The 15,938-nt window shown below is 57.5% G+C and carries 15 protein-coding genes and 1 tRNA gene; 9 read left to right on the top strand and 7 right to left on the bottom strand.

The features are described 5' to 3' along the window. Window positions 1-296 precede the first annotated feature (296 nt). The 7 genes from pstS to A7K61_RS13455 all read left to right on the top strand — a co-directional run bounded on the left by pstS (window position 297) and on the right by A7K61_RS13455 (window position 7,698). On the top strand, window positions 297-1,328 hold the full coding sequence (gene pstS, locus A7K61_RS13485; protein ID WP_044274067.1) for a phosphate ABC transporter substrate-binding protein PstS: 1,032 nt from the start codon (window positions 297-299) through the stop codon (window positions 1,326-1,328). Between the two features lie 74 nt (window positions 1,329-1,402). After that, on the top strand, window positions 1,403-2,368 hold the full coding sequence (gene pstC, locus A7K61_RS13480) for a phosphate ABC transporter permease subunit PstC (protein WP_003191517.1): 966 nt from the start codon (window positions 1,403-1,405) through the stop codon (window positions 2,366-2,368). Next, window positions 2,368-3,261 (top strand): phosphate ABC transporter permease PstA, encoded by an 894-nt coding sequence (gene pstA / locus A7K61_RS13475; RefSeq protein WP_003191515.1) that lies wholly within the window; start codon window positions 2,368-2,370, stop codon window positions 3,259-3,261. Before pstC ends, pstA begins: the two co-directional genes overlap by 1 nt. 76 nt (window positions 3,262-3,337) lie before the next feature. Further along, window positions 3,338-4,099: a phosphate ABC transporter ATP-binding protein PstB gene (gene pstB / locus A7K61_RS13470; RefSeq protein ID WP_019817112.1), complete on the top strand. Its 762-nt coding sequence runs from the start codon at window positions 3,338-3,340 to the stop codon at window positions 4,097-4,099. A 54-nt stretch (window positions 4,100-4,153) separates the two neighbouring features. Then, on the top strand, window positions 4,154-4,852 hold the full coding sequence (locus A7K61_RS13465; RefSeq protein WP_032897161.1) for a hypothetical protein: 699 nt from the start codon (window positions 4,154-4,156) through the stop codon (window positions 4,850-4,852). Continuing rightward, window positions 4,852-5,469: a hypothetical protein gene (locus A7K61_RS13460; RefSeq protein ID WP_069557752.1), complete on the top strand. Its 618-nt coding sequence runs from the start codon at window positions 4,852-4,854 to the stop codon at window positions 5,467-5,469. Before A7K61_RS13465 ends, A7K61_RS13460 begins: the two co-directional genes overlap by 1 nt. Before the next feature lie 369 nt (window positions 5,470-5,838). Continuing rightward, window positions 5,839-7,698, top strand: a complete 1,860-nt coding sequence (locus A7K61_RS13455) for a calcium-binding protein (RefSeq protein WP_032897164.1) — start codon at window positions 5,839-5,841, stop codon at window positions 7,696-7,698. Between the two features lie 353 nt (window positions 7,699-8,051). On the opposite strand, the gene A7K61_RS34220 is transcribed toward A7K61_RS13455, so the two are convergent. The 3 genes from A7K61_RS34220 to A7K61_RS13445 form a co-directional block, all read right to left on the bottom strand. Next, a complete protein-coding gene (locus tag A7K61_RS34220) occupies window positions 8,052-8,249 on the bottom strand; it encodes a carbon storage regulator (RefSeq protein WP_161952164.1) in 198 nt (65 codons plus the stop codon). A gap of 336 nt (window positions 8,250-8,585) precedes the next feature. Next, the gene (locus tag A7K61_RS13450; protein WP_044274061.1) at window positions 8,586-9,254 is read right to left on the bottom strand and encodes a hypothetical protein; all 669 of its coding nucleotides are present in this window, start codon (window positions 9,252-9,254) and stop codon (window positions 8,586-8,588) included. 316 nt (window positions 9,255-9,570) lie between these two features. Further along, a tRNA-Leu gene (locus tag A7K61_RS13445) sits at window positions 9,571-9,657 on the bottom strand. A gap of 223 nt (window positions 9,658-9,880) precedes the next feature. Between A7K61_RS13445 and A7K61_RS13440 the strand changes: the two genes are divergently transcribed. Beyond that, window positions 9,881-10,357 carry a hypothetical protein gene (locus A7K61_RS13440; RefSeq protein WP_060764279.1) on the top strand — a complete coding sequence of 159 codons (477 nt, stop codon included), beginning with the start codon at window positions 9,881-9,883 and terminating at the stop codon, window positions 10,355-10,357. A gap of 131 nt (window positions 10,358-10,488) precedes the next feature. Here A7K61_RS13440 and A7K61_RS13435 read toward each other — a convergent pair whose 3' ends face one another. Further along, complete coding sequence (locus A7K61_RS13435) at window positions 10,489-11,016, bottom strand: DinB family protein (protein WP_069557751.1); 528 nt, start codon at window positions 11,014-11,016, stop codon at window positions 10,489-10,491. 124 nt (window positions 11,017-11,140) lie between these two features. On the opposite strand from A7K61_RS13435, the gene A7K61_RS13430 reads away from it, so the two are divergent. After that, on the top strand, window positions 11,141-11,839 hold the full coding sequence (locus A7K61_RS13430) for a tellurite resistance TerB family protein (protein WP_069557755.1): 699 nt from the start codon (window positions 11,141-11,143) through the stop codon (window positions 11,837-11,839). Here A7K61_RS13430 and A7K61_RS13425 read toward each other — a convergent pair. The 3 genes from A7K61_RS13425 to mgtA form a co-directional block, all read right to left on the bottom strand. Continuing rightward, complete coding sequence (locus A7K61_RS13425; RefSeq protein ID WP_069557750.1) at window positions 11,836-12,648, bottom strand: hypothetical protein; 813 nt, start codon at window positions 12,646-12,648, stop codon at window positions 11,836-11,838. The genes A7K61_RS13430 and A7K61_RS13425 overlap by 4 nt on opposite strands. An 18-nt stretch (window positions 12,649-12,666) precedes the next feature. Beyond that, window positions 12,667-13,014, bottom strand: coding sequence for a DUF2493 domain-containing protein (locus tag A7K61_RS13420; RefSeq protein ID WP_005788155.1), 348 nt, complete (start codon window positions 13,012-13,014; stop codon window positions 12,667-12,669). A 64-nt stretch (window positions 13,015-13,078) separates the two neighbouring features. Then, window positions 13,079-15,793: a magnesium-translocating P-type ATPase gene (mgtA, locus tag A7K61_RS13415; RefSeq protein WP_069557749.1), complete on the bottom strand. Its 2,715-nt coding sequence runs from the start codon at window positions 15,791-15,793 to the stop codon at window positions 13,079-13,081. Between the last annotated feature and the right edge of the window lie 145 nt (window positions 15,794-15,938).

The following is a 15,938-nucleotide window of genomic DNA, read 5'->3' as shown; positions in this document are numbered from 1 at the left end:
GGTTAGCGTTGAGCGCTACAGAGTTGTGTAGATACCTATGGTCATCGCAGGCAAGCCACACACAGTTGGATCGCGGAGCATCAATGGGATCAGCTTCTACCATCGCGGGAGCCAGATCAGCACCGCTAGAAGGATGACAGCACTTTAGTCGTATTTTGTTACTAACCCATGTCCTAAAAATTCAGCCCTGTGGCGGCAAAGTGGGACAAAACGCCATCTCGCCATTCAATTTTCATAAAAATGTAACAACCCTGCTTCACAGTTCGGGAGCCCGTCACCACAACGAGTTCCTTTTAATGAAAAGCTTGATGAAGTCCGCAGCACTCGCCATTACGGTATCCCTGTGTGCCTCCTCCGTGACCTTCGCCGCCGAGAACGTACGCCTCACCGGCTCCGGCGCCAGCTTCCCTGCACCGATCTACCTCACCTGGTTCAAGGATTTCAGCAAGAAGACCGCTGGCGTCACCGTGGATTATCAATCCAAGGGCAGCGGCGCAGGTGTGCAGGACTTCCTGAATAAAACCGTCGACTTCGCCGCCAGTGACTCGGCCATGAAAGACGAAGACATCGCCAAGGTCGCCGAAGGCGTGCAACTGCTGCCAATGACCGCCGGTGAAATCGTGCTGGCCTATAACCTGCCGGGCAATCCCAAGGGCCTCAAGCTGCCACGCGATGTTTACTCCAACATCTTCCTGGGCAAGATCACCAAGTGGAACGACCCACAGATCGTTGCTGCCAACCCGGACCTGAAACTCACCGACACGCCGATCACCGTGGTGGTGCGCGCAGATTCCAGCGGCACCACAGCGGTATTTACCAAGCACCTGGCCACCATCAACCCTGAATTCAAAACGGCGCTGGGGGAGGGCAACACCGTCAACTGGCCGGCCAGCGACAAATTCATCAAGTCGCCCAAGAACGATGGTGTGACCGCCACCGTACGCCAGACCCCAGGCGCGATTGGCTACATCGAGTACGGCTTCGCCAAACTGGCCAAGGTTGACTTCGCCCAATTGCAGAACAAGGCCGGCCAGTACGTGGTACCGAACGCCGAAAGCGGCGCCGAGGCCCTGGCCGCCGTGAAAATGCCGGAAAGCCTGGTGGCCTGGTTGCCGGACCCGGACGGTGCCAAGTCTTACCCGATCACCTCGTACACCTGGATGATCTTCCGCAAGGACAACGGCAACCCTGCCAAGGCCAAGGCCATGCGCGAAATGGTTGAGTACAGCCTGACCGAGGGGCAGAAAATCGCCGACTCGATGGGGTACATCCCGCTGCCGCCATCGGTGGTGGAGCAGGTTCGCAAAGCCTCCGCCAACATTCAGTAACACCCGTGAGGCCGCTCTCGGTGTGGGCTGTTTGCCGCGCCGGGGGCGTTTCCCCCCTGTTCCGGAATTAGCCAATGAACAAACCTTTCGTCGTACCGGTTAACCGGGATTCTGCCTGCCAACCTCCCTCGGCCAAAGACTTCCTGGTCGATCGCACCTTCCGTGGGCTCGCGCGAATCGGGGTGGTACTGATTCTGGCGTTGGTCGCAGCCTTGGTCTTCGAGGTGGGACGCAAGGCCTTGCCGGGCATGGAAAAGCACGGCTTCGATGTGCTTTTTGGCAGTGTCTGGGACGTTAACCAAGGCAAGTACGGGATCCTGCCGGCTATTTGGGGCACGCTCTACAGTGCTTTTATCGCGCTGCTGATTGCAGGCTTTTTCGGTGTCAGCATGGCGATTTTCCTCACTCAGGACTTTCTGCCGGCCAAGCTGGCAGCGGTGTTTCGCACCATCGTTGAATTGCTCGCGGCCATCCCCAGCGTGGTGTATGGCCTGTGGGGCATCTACGTGGTGATCCCGGCGATCCGGCCACTGACCACCTGGTTGAACAGCGAACTGGGTTGGATACCGTTTTTCGGCACGTCCTTGAGCGGGCCGGGGTTGCTGCCGGCGGCGCTGGTATTGGCCATCATGATTCTGCCGACGATTGCCGCCGTGTCCCAAGACGCGCTCACCAGCGTGCCGATGAAAACCAAGCAGGCCGCCTATGGCATGGGCACCACCCACTGGGAGGCGATCCTCAAGGTGATGGTGCCGTCTGCCGCCACCGGTATTTTTGGCTCCCTGGTACTCGGCCTCGGCCGTGCGCTGGGCGAAACCATGGCGCTGGCGATGTTGGTGGGCAATGCCAACAACATTTCCCTGTCGCTGTTCGCGCCGGCCAATACGTTGGCAGCCTTGTTGGCGCTGAACTTCCCCGAAGCCGGGCCCAACGAGGTGGAGGTCTTGATGTACGCCGCCCTCGTCTTGATGTTTATTACCCTGCTGGTGAATGTCATCGGTTCCATGATCATGCTCTACGCCCAACGGGGTAATCGATGATGACGAATCTCACATCCCCTATCACCGCTGTACCGAGCTTGCAGCGCAAGTTCGAAGGCCGCGCCTTGCGCAGCCTGGTGTTAACCACATTGGTATGGCTGGGCGCGCTGCTGGCCAGTGTGCCGCTGATTTCAGTGCTCTACATGCTGATCACCCGTGGCGGCGCACGCCTGAGCCTGGAGGTGTTCACCGAACTGCCGCCCACCGGCTTCGAAACGGGCGGCGGTTTCGGCAACGCCATGGCCGGCACCTTTGTGATGGTCGGTATCGCTGCGGCGATTGCGGTGCCGGTCGGCATCATGGCCGCGATCTTCCTGGCCGAACTGGGGCCGGACAGCAAATTGGCCAACGCTGCACGCTTTGCCGCCAAGATGCTCACCGGCTTGCCTTCGATCCTGGCCGGCGTGTTTGCCTACGCCTTGGTGGTGATGACTACCGGCACCTACTCGGCACCGGCGGGCGGCGTGGCCCTGGCGGTACTGATGCTGCCCATCGTGGTGCTGACGGCTGAAGAGTCGATGCGCATGGTGCCCAAGATCATGAAGGACGCCGCCTACGGCATGGGCTGCACCCGCTCACAGGTGATCTGGAAGATCATCTTGCCGACCGGCCTGCCGGCGATCCTCACCGGCGTAATGCTTGCTGTGGCTCGTGCCGCAGGCGAAACCGCGCCGTTGCTGTTTACCGCGCTGTTCAGCAACTACTGGATCTACCACGACGGCGACCTGGCGGTGATGAACCCCACGGCTTCCCTTGCCGTGTTGATCTACAACTTTTCCGGCATGCCCTTCGACAACCAGCTGGAGCTCGCCTGGGCGGCCTCGTTGGTGTTGGTGATGATCGTGCTGGTCGTAAATATTGTGAGCCGTATCTTCGGCAAGCCTAAGTATTAAGAACGGGAGCATCTGAATCTTGAACGTCTCAACTGCGCAAATAGCCGCTCCGTTTGTTACCCAATCGCCTGTGGTCATGGACTGCAAGCTGGACCGGATTTTCTACGGCAATTTCATGGCGGTGCGTGACAGCCATGTGCCTATCGAGAAAAACAAGATCACCGGTTTCATCGGCCCGTCCGGCTGCGGCAAAAGTACGGTACTGCGCAGCCTCAACCGCATGAACGACCTGGTGAAGGGCTTTCGCTTCGAGGGCCACGTGCACTTTCTGGGGCAGGACGTGTACGGCAAGGGCGTAGACCCGGTGGTGGTGCGCCGTTACATCGGGATGGTGTTCCAGCAGCCGAACCCGTTCTCCATGAGCATCTTCGACAACGTCGCCTTCGGCCTGCGCCTGAACCGCTACAAAGGCGACTTGGGCGACCGCGTCAAGCACGCCCTGCAAGGCGCGGCGCTGTGGGATGAGGTCAAGGACAAGCTCAAGGTCAGCGGCCTGTCGCTCTCCGGTGGCCAGCAGCAACGGCTGTGTATTGCCCGCGCTATCGCCACCGAGCCGGAAGTGCTGTTGCTCGATGAGCCGTGCTCGGCACTCGACCCGATTGCGACTCGCCGGGTAGAGGAACTGATGGTGGAGCTGAAGAAGGATTACACCATCGCCCTGGTCACCCACAACATGCAGCAGGCCATCCGCGTAGCAGACACCACGGCGTTTTTCTCGGTGGATATTTCCCAGGGCACGCGCACCGGCTACCTGGTGGAAATGGGCCCGACCGCGCAGATTTTTGGCAGCCCGCGTGAACAGATGACCGAGGATTACATCAGCGGCAAGTTCAGCTGAGTCCCCATGTTCGATAAAAACCGCACGTGCGCCACCGTCAGCCCAGGAATGCCAATGTCTGCAACGCATCGTCTTGATTTGTCAGCGATTGAACGCGCGCTCCGTAAAGTGCAGAGCCGCTTTGCCGAGCTCAGCACGCAATTTACCGAGCCGCGCGACCCCTTGACCGACGAAGTGCTGCTCAACGTGCTTGAAGGCTATGCGCTGGTTGACGACTATGTCGCACGAGGCGTTGACCTGTTTGACCTTCATCATCTGGACCTGATGCTGGAGATCAACGCCACCGTGCTCTGCGGTAGCGACCCGGCGCGCCGCGTGGAATACGCGCAGCACCTGGCCGCCACCGAGGAGCACTTCTTCAACAACGTTGAAGGCGGTATCAAGGACTTGTTCAACTGGTACTGCGCGTATCGCAGTGAATCGGTATGGAAGCGTGCGGCCGGCGTGTATGTGCGCATCCTCAGCAAGCCGCAGTTGTTCATCGAAGGTAACAACCGCAGTGGCTCGCTGATCGTCAGCTATCTGCTGATGCGTGCCGGGTTGCCACCGTTTGTGCTGACGTTGGAAAATGCCGAGGGTTACTTCAATCCTTCTTCGGTGATCCGCAACTCGGCCAAACATGGGGTCAAGGCGTTGTATGAATTGCCCAAGATCAAGAAAAAGTACGCCGCCTTCCTGGAGGAACAGGCCCCGGATCCCAAGGCGTTTTTCTTGAGCGATACACCACAGCCTATCTATCAGGGAGGCCATTAATGCGCTGGTATCCAACACTCGCCAGCCGAGCCGTGCAAGCCGTCCAGCAAGCGGTCCTCACGCGTGTCGCCAAGCGCCCGCGCGTACGCATCTCCTTTGATATTGACGACACGCTGGCTTGCCAACTTGACCACGCTGATGTCGAGAGCAGTTGGCTGCCGGCCTGCGTTCATCGTTGGTGGGGAGAACCGCTGCGTATCGGTACTCGTTCGTTGACGCGGGAGCTGCGGCGCCAGGGTTGCAGTATCTGGGTCTACACCTCATCTGGCAGGGCGCCTTCCTACATCAGGCGTTGGCTGATGCTGTACGGCATCCGTGTAGACGGCGTGGTCAATAGCGAGCGGCATAACCACGCCCTCACGGTGCATGGGCTGTCGAACACCCCCTCGAAATTTCCGCCGGCCTTCGATATTGATTTGCACGTGGACGATTCCGAGGGCGTGCGCCTTGAGGGCAACGACCACGGCTTTCGCGTGGTGGTGGTTGACCCGCAGGATGAGCATTGGGCGCAAAGAGTGCTTGAAGCGGTCGCGGGCGTGCAGGCACAACTGGCCCGTCAGCAATTGCCCAGGTTCAAGCAGCCTGTATGCCAACGTGCTGAGGTTTATTCTTCCTGAGTTCCAGAGAAACCTGAACTGCTTGAGCCCTTATTGCAGTTCACAACTTGCTATAAGGGCTTAATTGTCTTTGACTCATTAGTCACGAACAACACGGAACTTCACTTCTTGTTCGACAAACAGCGCTTATGGCGCTTTTGTCGTCTATATCCCTAAGTACATACCCTTACCTTCCGATAGTCGGTCACTTTAAGGCGGCACTTCTAGGCTAGTGTTGACGAGCTTCCTTAATGGTCAACCTCGATATTAAGCAACGAAGCAGCCTGAACAGAATGCACAACAACAACTTCAATGCATATTGTTTAGCCCGACGCATCAGGTATTACCGTTGACTTTCGGTGTTGATCGCTGGGCTCAAGGAGTACTGACATGGCTATATTCGATTACAAGGGGCAAGACGCCCGCGTCCTGATTTCAGATGCCTGGACCCTCGCCACTTACACCAGTGGTGTTGCCACAGTAGGCGCGCTCTACAACATTCCGGGGCTTGTGCTGGGCGAGGGCAATACCTTCGCGCTGCCCAAGGGCTGGCGTGAGATCGGCGCGAGCGAACTGCAGGTTGATAGCAGTCACACCGACATCACTGGAAGTTTTACCGGCGACGGCGTCTTTGGTTCTCAAGCCAGAGTGTTTGGTCAATACGATGACAGCGGCCAATTAGTCAAAATGGGTTTTTCCATTGCCGGCACCAACTCGCCAATTGATCTGCTGGGTTGGCCGGCGATGATCGATAACTCTTATATCAACGGCTACGACTACCTGCTCAATTCAATCAAGGATTACGCCACCGGCCACAACCTGAGCGGCAAGGATGTATTGGTAACTGGCTACAGCCAGGGTGGCTCGGTTACCAACAGCATGTATATCGGCAAGGACACTTTGGCAGACGGTTTTTTCAAGGATTCGGATTACTTTGGCATGGAGTCGCCCAAATCCAGCAACAGCGACGGAATCTTCAACTTCGGCTTTGAAAACGATGTGGTCCACCGCCTCACGGGCCAAGAGACTGACGTGGGCAGCGCCATCATCGACGCGCTTCAAGGCAGTGACGCCAGTTACACCTCGACCACCGACAACATCGTGCTGTTCGACACGATCTACGCGCTGCCAACCTGGCCCAATGGTCCGTTTTCGATTGCCAACCTGTCAGGGTGGGCCGCGCACCTGGAAGGCATTTTCATCAACCCTATCCAGCGTATCGCCCAATCGACTTTCTACGATTACATCGAACGCGACAGCACCATCGTCATCAGCAACCTCGACGCCATCAGCCGCAGCTTTACCTGGGTCAGCGACAAACAGACCGCCACCTCCAACCACTACGGCACACCGGCCTTCCTGCTGGGCACCGACAGTTCGGACAAGCTGCAGGACGGGCGCAGCGATGACTTCCTGGACGGGTTCAAGGGTGACGACAGTTTCCGCGTGAGTACCGGTACCGATATTGTCGCCGGCGGTGAGGGCAACGACAAAGTCTTCCTCAAAGGCACCGCGTCTTCCTACGAAGCGGTGAAGCTCAGCGATGGCACGTTGTTTCTCAACGACAGCAGCGGCCAATACGGCCTGAAGGAATTGCACGGCGTAGAACACGTGGAGTTCGAAACCGGCCTGGCCAACAGCCTCGGCCACGTGCCAGTGTTCGGCGGGCTCTTCGGTGGCATTGGCGAGGTCCTCACGCCGGCCTATACGGTGACCAGTGGCAAACTCGACTTCGAAGGCCTGTTCGGCGCCGATAAGGCGTATGCCAAATCCATCGAAGGCAGCCAATTGGCCGACACCCTCAAAGGCACCGCCGCGCGTGACCTGATATTCGGCCAGAACGGCAATGACCGGCTCGACGGTGGCGCCGGCAATGACCTGCTGCACGGCGGCGAGGGCAACGACACGCTACTGGGCGGCACGGGCAACGACGCGCTGTATGGCGCCAGCGGCAATGACGTCTTGATCGGCGGGCTGGGCAATGACCAACTCAGCGGTGGCGTGGGCAGCGACCTGTTTGTTTTCGATCAACGCGGGTTCGGCCACGACGTGATCAGCGACTTCAACATTCACCAGAACGGGCAGGACCTGCTGGTGTTCGCCAAGTCGCTGTTTGCCAACGCGGATGCTGTGCTCGGAGCCACCACCCAGCATGGCAGTGACAGCGTAATTCTGGCGGGGGACAGCAGTGTCACCCTGGTGGGGTTCAATGCGGCGCAGTTGAGTGCCGAGATGATCAGCGTGGTTTGATGCCGGATCGGTAAAGCCGGTGATAAAACCTCACAGGATCGTTGATGCTGTGGGGTTTTTTCTTGCTTATCGCTTTATAGCAATCTGTCAGAAGGAAAAAGAAAGAGGACAGATTTATTTATAGGTTTGGCGAGTCCTTTTAGATATAACGAATGAGCCTCTGGAAAATAAATCTTTCCCCTTTTTTTTGCGAACACACATCACTCGAACAAGTACAGCTCGTGCGAATCGTAGACGTCAAATCGTCAGCCATCAACAGCAGCGCATTCAGCAGCACGCCAAAAACAGCAATGCCCATGTGCTCTTTAAACTGCTAGCCGATCCGGCGTTGATACAGTGCGGTTGGGGTTGACCTATTTCAAAGCCTCCGTACCAAAAGTGATAGAACCGTTATCAGAGGATTTTCTCTCTTGCTCTGAACGAACAATTCGCATGTTCTTGGGCGCGCTAACTCCTAGAGACACGCTTTCGCCCACGACCTTGATTACTTTTAATTGGATTTCGCCGCCGATGTATAGGCTTTTATTGAGCGTTCTCGTAATGACTAGCAATTGATATCCCTTTTCATTAGGTCCTTTATCCTCTGGATTAATCGCATGAATTTTGCGAAAAATATATAAGATTTATCTGATTGTTCTGCCGATAAATCTTATTGAATGCTTCGCTCCCTCGCCGGGAGAACTACAACGCATGGATAAAAGAGGGGCAAAAGGGGGTGGATTTTAATGGCCGTGGTCAACTAGTCCTAGGCGTAATGTTAAGTTCCTCCTCGGCCCGCGCTGGCGCCAACCCATCTTTGAATTGATGAGGGCTAATCCAGTTGTAGTGAGGGTGACGAAGAACTCTGGCGTGCCGGTCCTACGTCAACACACTTGTCGGGCTTTATGTTAGGCGTCAGATTGTTGGCCGCGAAACTGGTGCCACCAATTGAGATCAATATTAATGTCAAGCTCTTTGCTTACATTTTTTATGGTGTCAATGTCTTTGGGGAGGCTTGGGTCATTATTAATTGATCTTCTCAATGTTCCTAGCATGCACGCAGCGGTGTATAAAATTGCTTTTTCACACGCTATAGCGCGGGTGTAATGTTCTTTTTCAATATCTCGGATTTCGGATTCTTGGGTTATTATTTTTTCTATATTTACTTTTCTGTATATTGTTGACTTGCATTCGTCTTCAATCGAGTGCAGCTTTTTCAGCATGTTTTTTATATGAGCTGCTTGTGATTCCAGATCTAAAAGTCCGCGCTGCTGGGAGCTCGATAACATATCGTATGCGTTATCTATATTTGACTCTATTTTCGGGAAAATAAAATTTGGAGTTATAAATAACGTTCCTACGTATTTTTCAGGAGACCTAATGAAATTTTCTCGGTTTTTGATTGTTTCGGTTATTGAGGGTATGGCTCTGCATAAGATGGTTTCGAATGTTTTGAGTTTTGTTTCCAGTTTTGATTTTTGTTGTCGGGCTGAGAGCTTGCTTTTTAATATTTCAGTAAGCGGTGAAAGTAGAAAGCCAACGGCTGCTGCGAGTAGTATTTTGTAGATGTCGTTCATGTGCAAGTCCATTTGAATTGTGGGTTAGAAGTACAAGAGTATACGGTGAGGTTAGCTAATCGGAGTAGTAATTTTAGAATCCTGATTTTTAACGCTTCCCACAGCGTTGCCGCCCTTTATGCAATCAAGCACTTCTGCTGACTCACCTTGGTATTGTATGTGCGCACAGTACTCGAGGCTTGGATGTGACGCGCCTTGAGCTAACGAGCTGTAGGATGTTTTTTGGGCGGGCGGTCCGCAGGACATCGGGGAAGAAATTGCGGAGCAGAAAAGATAAGGGCCTGCTCAGGTTTCCCTGGCAAGCCCTTGATATCTATGGTGCCCGAACCCGGAATCGAACCGGGACGCCCTTACGAGCGGGGGATTTTAAGTCCCATGCGTCTACCAGTTTCGCCATTCGGGCGGTAGCGCGGTGTAACAGGGTTGGGAATATATAGATCCAGCCGCTTCAGCGCAACCTCCCAGCCGGTTTTCCCGCATAAAGATGCGCAGAAAAAAACGTGGCAGATCAGTGATCTACATGGCCTTTGTGCCAAGTCCTGATGAACGCTCGCAACCCAGGAACAAGCCCCATAAATGACAGTCATAGCGATATGCCATTTCGGCATTTCGCAGGGAGTCGTTTGATGCTCAGTATCCGTAAGCAGGCTTGGATCATGGCCGCAGGTGTAGCGGGGTTGTTGGGCACTGGCGCGTTCAGCTCGGCGCAGGCGGGGAGTGCGGTGCAGTGGGGCGAATTTAGTGCGTCGTCTTCAGACAAGTTGACGGCCGGCTCGATGGACGTGGGCGGTGCCTATGTGTTGAAGCCGTCGGGTGTGTCCGTGGGGGATGTCGAGGCGCTGCAAGCTGGGCAAAAACAGAGTCAAAGCGAACTGCAAAGTTTGAAAAGCAAAGTAGAGGGGCAGGAGCGTGCGTTTGATGAGTTCAAGCGCAAGGACGGTTCGAGTGCCAGTAGCAGTGACAGTCAGCTGTCGAGTCTCAAGCGTACGGTGGATGAGCAGAAGAGCACGATAGAGCGGCAGAAAAGCGAGCTCGACGGTCTCAAGCGCAGCCTGGATGATTTGAAGCGCAGCGTGGAGACCTTGAGCAGCAAGGTGAAGTGACAGCACTGATGCTGTGGGCAATATAGGGCAACTGTGGGAGCTGGCTTGCCTGCGATAGCGATGTGTCAGTCACAGGTATTGAACCTGTTACACCGCCATCGCAGGCAAGCCCCCACATTGACCGTCGGCCTTCAGTCAATCAGTGCCAGCAAGTCGGTGACCCCCACGTCCACACCCGCCTGGCTCAGCAGTGTCGTCACCTGGCCGCGGTGATGAGTCTGGTGGTTGAAAAAGTGCACCAGCAAACCGAAGAAGGGCTTCTCGGCGGCCAGGCCGCGCATGTTGTGATAGCGCAGGCGTTGGTCGAGGTGGGGCTCTTGCAGGCTGTGGGCCCAATCGATGATGAGTTGATCCAGCCAGGCGCGATGGGCCGCTAGTTCGGAAAGGCTGGGGAAGGCTACTTGCTCGAGGTCGCTGGGCGTGGCCACCCCGTTCAGCGGCGCCAAGGCCGCAAAGTTGGCCGGGTGTTCGGCAAAGCGTTTGAGCCAGACGGTGTCACCCAGCATCAGGTGGTTCAAGGTGCCGAAGATCGAACCGAAAAACGCTTGGCGGTCCAGAGTCAACTGCGCTTGTGTCAGGGTGCCGGCGGCGTCGTAGACCTTGCGGTTCATCCATTGGTTGTAGGTGGCCATCAACGCAATATGCTCGATGCGGTTCACCGCTGTTCTCCCTTGTCGGCGTGATGGCACCATCATAAAGCTTGCCCGCCCGACGGTCATGGTGTTCCATCAGGGGAGGACTATGTTTGATCAACGCCACTATTGCGCCCCGGAGGGCGACACCATGAATACCAGCGATCTACTGGAACAACTGTTGCGTGCAGGGCAGCAAGGCGGCGGCGCTTCGGGCGGCGGCCTGGGCGGGTTGCTAGGTGGGTTGTTGAAGGGCGCCGGCACCGGCAGTGCATCTTCGGCTGGCGGCGGTTTGGGTGGTTTACTCGGTGGCCTGGGTGGCTTGTTGGGCGGCGCTCCGGCAGGTGGCACCTCCCAGACGCGTAGCGGCGGTGGGATGAACTACGCGGCGCTGGCGTCCCTGGGCATGGCGGCGTTCCAGGCGTACCAAGCCTGGCAACGCCAACAAGCTTCGGCACCGCAGCAAGCTATCCAGACCGTTGACCAGCTTGAAGGGCCTGAAGCCGAAGCCCATAGCCACGGCGTACTGCGTGCGTTGATCGCGGCGGCCAAGGCCGATGGCGAAATCGATGCACAAGAGCAGCAGATGATTTCCGCCGAGATCGGCCGTCATACCGACGACCCACAATTGCAGCAGTGGCTCGACGCCGAAGTTGCCAAGCCTCTGGATGCCGCCGATTTTGCCGAGTATGCCAATGACCCGGCAATCGCAACGGAGATTTATCTGGCGAGCGTGATGCTGGTCGATGACCAACAGGACGCCGAGCGTAATTACCTCGACGACCTGGCCGGTCAGTTGCAAATCGATCCGCAATTGCAGGTGCATCTGGAGCAGCAGGCCAAAGCCTAGAACCTCAGCGTCGCCCCAGTGGTCAGCCACTGGGCGCGATCGCCAATCAGGCTGCGCCCGACTAGCACGTCCACGTCGACAAATTCGCCGATGTGCAAACGCGGCCCAGCCTGCCAGGCCTGTTCGCCGCCTTCCTGGCCATAGCGCTCGCCAATCAATGTGAGCGCGTCTGCCAACTGATATTCGAACCCCGTGCCCCACGTCAGGCGATGCTGTTGATCACCCTCGTTGTAGGCGTGGCTCCAGCCGGCGTTCAGGTTGAGCCGCAGGGGCGCCAGGGGTTGCCATGTGAGTGGGATGTTCAGGTCTGCGCCATCAAACCCGTGATGGCGATCCAGCGCGACATGCGCCCCGACAGCAACCGCCAGTTCCAAGCCCAAGTCTTGCCGCGACAGCACCTGCACCTTGGCTTGCGGGCTGATCTGCGTCTCGCCTTTGCCTGCATCCGTGGCGCGTGACAACGCGGCGCCCCATTGCACGGCAGGCATGGCGCTGAACGTGCAGGCGGGCGACACGTTGCTGTTGTGGGTACTCCCCGCGTGCCGCTGGGCGCTGTACCAGGCGTCGAGGTTGCATTCCCCCGGCGCGTTGATCGCACCGTCATCAACCACATAAGCGCCGCCTGCGGCTTGCGCTTTTGAAATCAACGCGACGACAAAGACCAGGCCCAGCGTTATGCCGATAAAGATCAAGTTGCGCTGCAATGCACGGCGCTTTGCTGGCGGCAGTAACAGCAGGGTGTGGCGAGCGTGGCGTGCGCGATATTTGGTAAACCCGTCGCGGCGCGCCGGCGTGTATTTTTTGTGCATGATGCACCTCGCTTGAATTCAGCTTTCTACGGTCAGCACCGAAATGCCGCTGGCTTTGGCCTGGCAGACCAGCTCCGAGGTATCGTCACCGCCGGGCAGGGCGATGATCAGGTCGGGGCGGCTGTCGGCCAGCATGAAGTGGTTGCGCTGGCGTTCTGCCTGTTTGCCGTGGCGCTGCCAATTGGGCGGGTAACGCACCACGTCGATACCGATTTCCCGGGCCCATTCCTCGATCTCGCTGCCGAGAAACTGGTTGCCGCCGTGGATCAATACCTGCACCGGGTGCAGGCGGTGGTAAGCGTCCAGCACGTGGCGGGACTTTTTGGTGTCGGCGTAATGACGACCGGCACAGATCAACACGCGCATGAGCAAATCCTTGTATTGCACGCTGGCGACCGGGCGGCCACCAGCGTTTGAACGGCGAGGAAGGTCAGTACCACTGCTTGAAGCGGCGGATGTAGATCGTCTTCATCAGTTGGGCGACGCAGCAGTAAGCCAGCAGGGTGCCTACCAGCCATGGGAAGTACGCCATCGGCAGCGGTTGCAGACCCACCAGGGTGCCCAGCGGCGAGAACGGCACGTAGATGCCCAGGGCAATCACGATGCAGGTCATCATCAACACCGGCCAGGCGGCTGTGCTCTGGAAGAACGGGATCTTGCGGGTGCGCAGCATATGCACCACCAGGGTTTGCGAAAGCAGCCCCTCGATAAACCAGCCGGACTGGAATAGCGTCTGCATTTCCACACTGTTGGCCGAGAACACGTACCACATCAGGGCAAAAGTGGTGATGTCGAAGATTGATGAGGTCGGCCCGATCCAGATCATGAAGCGGCCGATGTTTTTGGCATCCCACTTGCGCGGTTTAGCCAGGTATTCCTTGTCCATCTTGTCCCAAGGCAGGGCCAGTTGGGAGATGTCGTACATCAGGTTCTGCAGCAGCAGGTGGATCGCCAGCATCGGCATGAACGGAATGAACGCACTGGCCACCAGCACCGAGAACACGTTGCCGAAGTTGGAGCTGGCGGTCATGTTCAGGTACTTCATGATATTGCCGAAGGTTTCGCGGCCCTTGAGCACGCCTTCTTCCAGCACCATCAGGCTCTTTTCCAGCAGGATGATGTCGGCCGATTCCTTGGCGATGTCGGTACCGCTGTCCACCGAAATACCCACATCGGCATCCCGCAGCGCCGGCGCATCGTTGATACCGTCACCGAGGAATCCGACGGTGTGGCCGTTGGTTTGCAGGGCCTTGAGCACGCGGGATTTTTGCAGTGGCGTGAGTTTGGCGAACACCGTGCGTTCTTCCACGCGACGCAGCAAGGTGGCGTCGTCCATGGCTTCGATTTCCACGCCCAGCAGCGGCTGGCCGGGCTCCAGGCCAACCTGGCGGCAGATCTTGCTAGTGACCACGGCGTTGTCACCGGTCAACACTTTGATCGCCACGCCAATCTGTTGCAGCGCCGCAATGGCTGGGCCTGCGGTTTCCTTCGGTGGGTCCAGGAAGGTCAGGAAGCCCTGGATCACCAGGTTGCGCTCGTCGCTGGTGGTGTACTGCTGGCGTGCCAGTGCTTTGGGGATATTGCGGGTCGCCACTACGAGGACGCGGAAACCGTCTTCGTTGTAGTCATTGGCGAGTGCCAGCAAGGCGTCACGACGGCGGTCATCCAGGGGCAAGGCTTCGCCGGCCTCCATGACATGTGTGGCAATGCTCAGCATCTCTTCCACCGCGCCCTTGCATACCAGCAACTGGTCACCGGCGGCATCCTTGACCACGATCGACAGGCGACGACGAACAAAGTCGAACGGCAATTCATCGACCTTGCTGTAGGCAAACGGCACTTGGAACTTGGGGTTCTGTTCCGAGAACTGCACCACCGCCTGGTCCATCAGGTTTTTCATGCCGCTCTGGTGAAAGCTGTTGAGCCAGGCCAGGGACAGCACGGCGTCATCGCGCTGGCCGAAGGCATTGACGTGATGCTCGAGGATGATCTTGTCCTGGGTGAGGGTGCCGGTCTTGTCGGTGCACAGCACGTCCATCGAACCGAAGTTCTGGATCGCATTGAGGCGCTTGACCACCACCTTGCGCTTGGCCATGGCCGTAGCGCCCTTGGCCAGGTTGGCGCTGACGATCATCGGCAGCATTTCCGGGGTAAGGCCGACGGCTACTGCCAGGGCAAACAGGAAGGCATCGCCCCAATCGCCCTTGGAGAAGCCATTGAGGAAGAACACGATGGGCACCATCACCAGCATGAAGCGGATCAGCAGCCAGCTGACACTGTTCACGCCCCGGTCGAAGGCGGTTTGCACCCGCGAGCCGACAATCGCCTTGGCCAGGGAACCAAAGTAAGTACGCGGCCCCGTTGCCACCACCACTGCTTTGGCGCGACCGCTGACCACGTTGGTGCCCATGAAGCAAATGTTCGGCAAGTCCAGCAGGTTGCCCTGGTCGGCAGCGAGGGTGGAGGCGGATTTTTGCGTGACATCGCCCAGGGTGTCGTACTTCTCCACCGGCAAGGCTTCGCCGGTCAGCACAGCCTGGCTGATAAACAGGTCGCGGGACTCGATCAGGCGGATATCGGCGGGGATCATGTCGCCGGCAGACAACTGCACGATATCGCCGGCCACCAGGTCACGCATCGGTACTTCACGCAAGGTGGGCTGAGCACCAACCTGCTCGCGGCGCAGCACGGTGGCGGTGGTGCGTACCATAGCCTTGAGGGCCTCTGCGGATTTGGCCGAGCGGTGTTCCTGCCAGAAACGCAGCAGGCTGCTGAGCAACACCATGGTCATGATGATGACGACCTTGGTCGGGTCGGCTTCTTCGCCTTCCTGCATCGGCAGCCAGCAGTCAGTCACAAAGCTGATGCCGCCCAGGGTCAACAGCACGTAGATGAACGGGTTGTTCAGTGCCTGCAGGAACTGGATGATCGCGTGCGGCGGCTTGTCATGGGCGACTTCGTTATAGCCTTCCCGTTGCAGGCGCGCCGAGGCGTCCAACTCGGTCAGGCCGTCCTGGGTGGCCCGTACATTGGCGAGGGTGGCCGCCAGGCCATTGTGGGCTTCGCGGGCGGCACGCATCGACAGTTTGGTGTCGGCGGTGGTGCCATTTTTCTTGTGCAGAGGCGTGTTTTTTACGGCGCTCATTGTCTGTACTCCTGTCGCCAATTCTCGACAAAACATACCCGGTACTTACCTGCAGACAGGCGAGCGAAAGCATGCCGAGCCGCGGACTTCGCGATCGGTTTAAATAAAGTGTTCATGTAACTTATGAAGGGCCCGCTAACAGCGC

Source organism: Pseudomonas sp. AP42, assembly GCF_001728935.1.
GTDB lineage: Bacteria > Pseudomonadota > Gammaproteobacteria > Pseudomonadales > Pseudomonadaceae > Aquipseudomonas > Aquipseudomonas lactis.
Note: the sequence above shows the minus strand (reverse complement) of the source record. Positions and strands in the feature narration are given on the sequence as shown.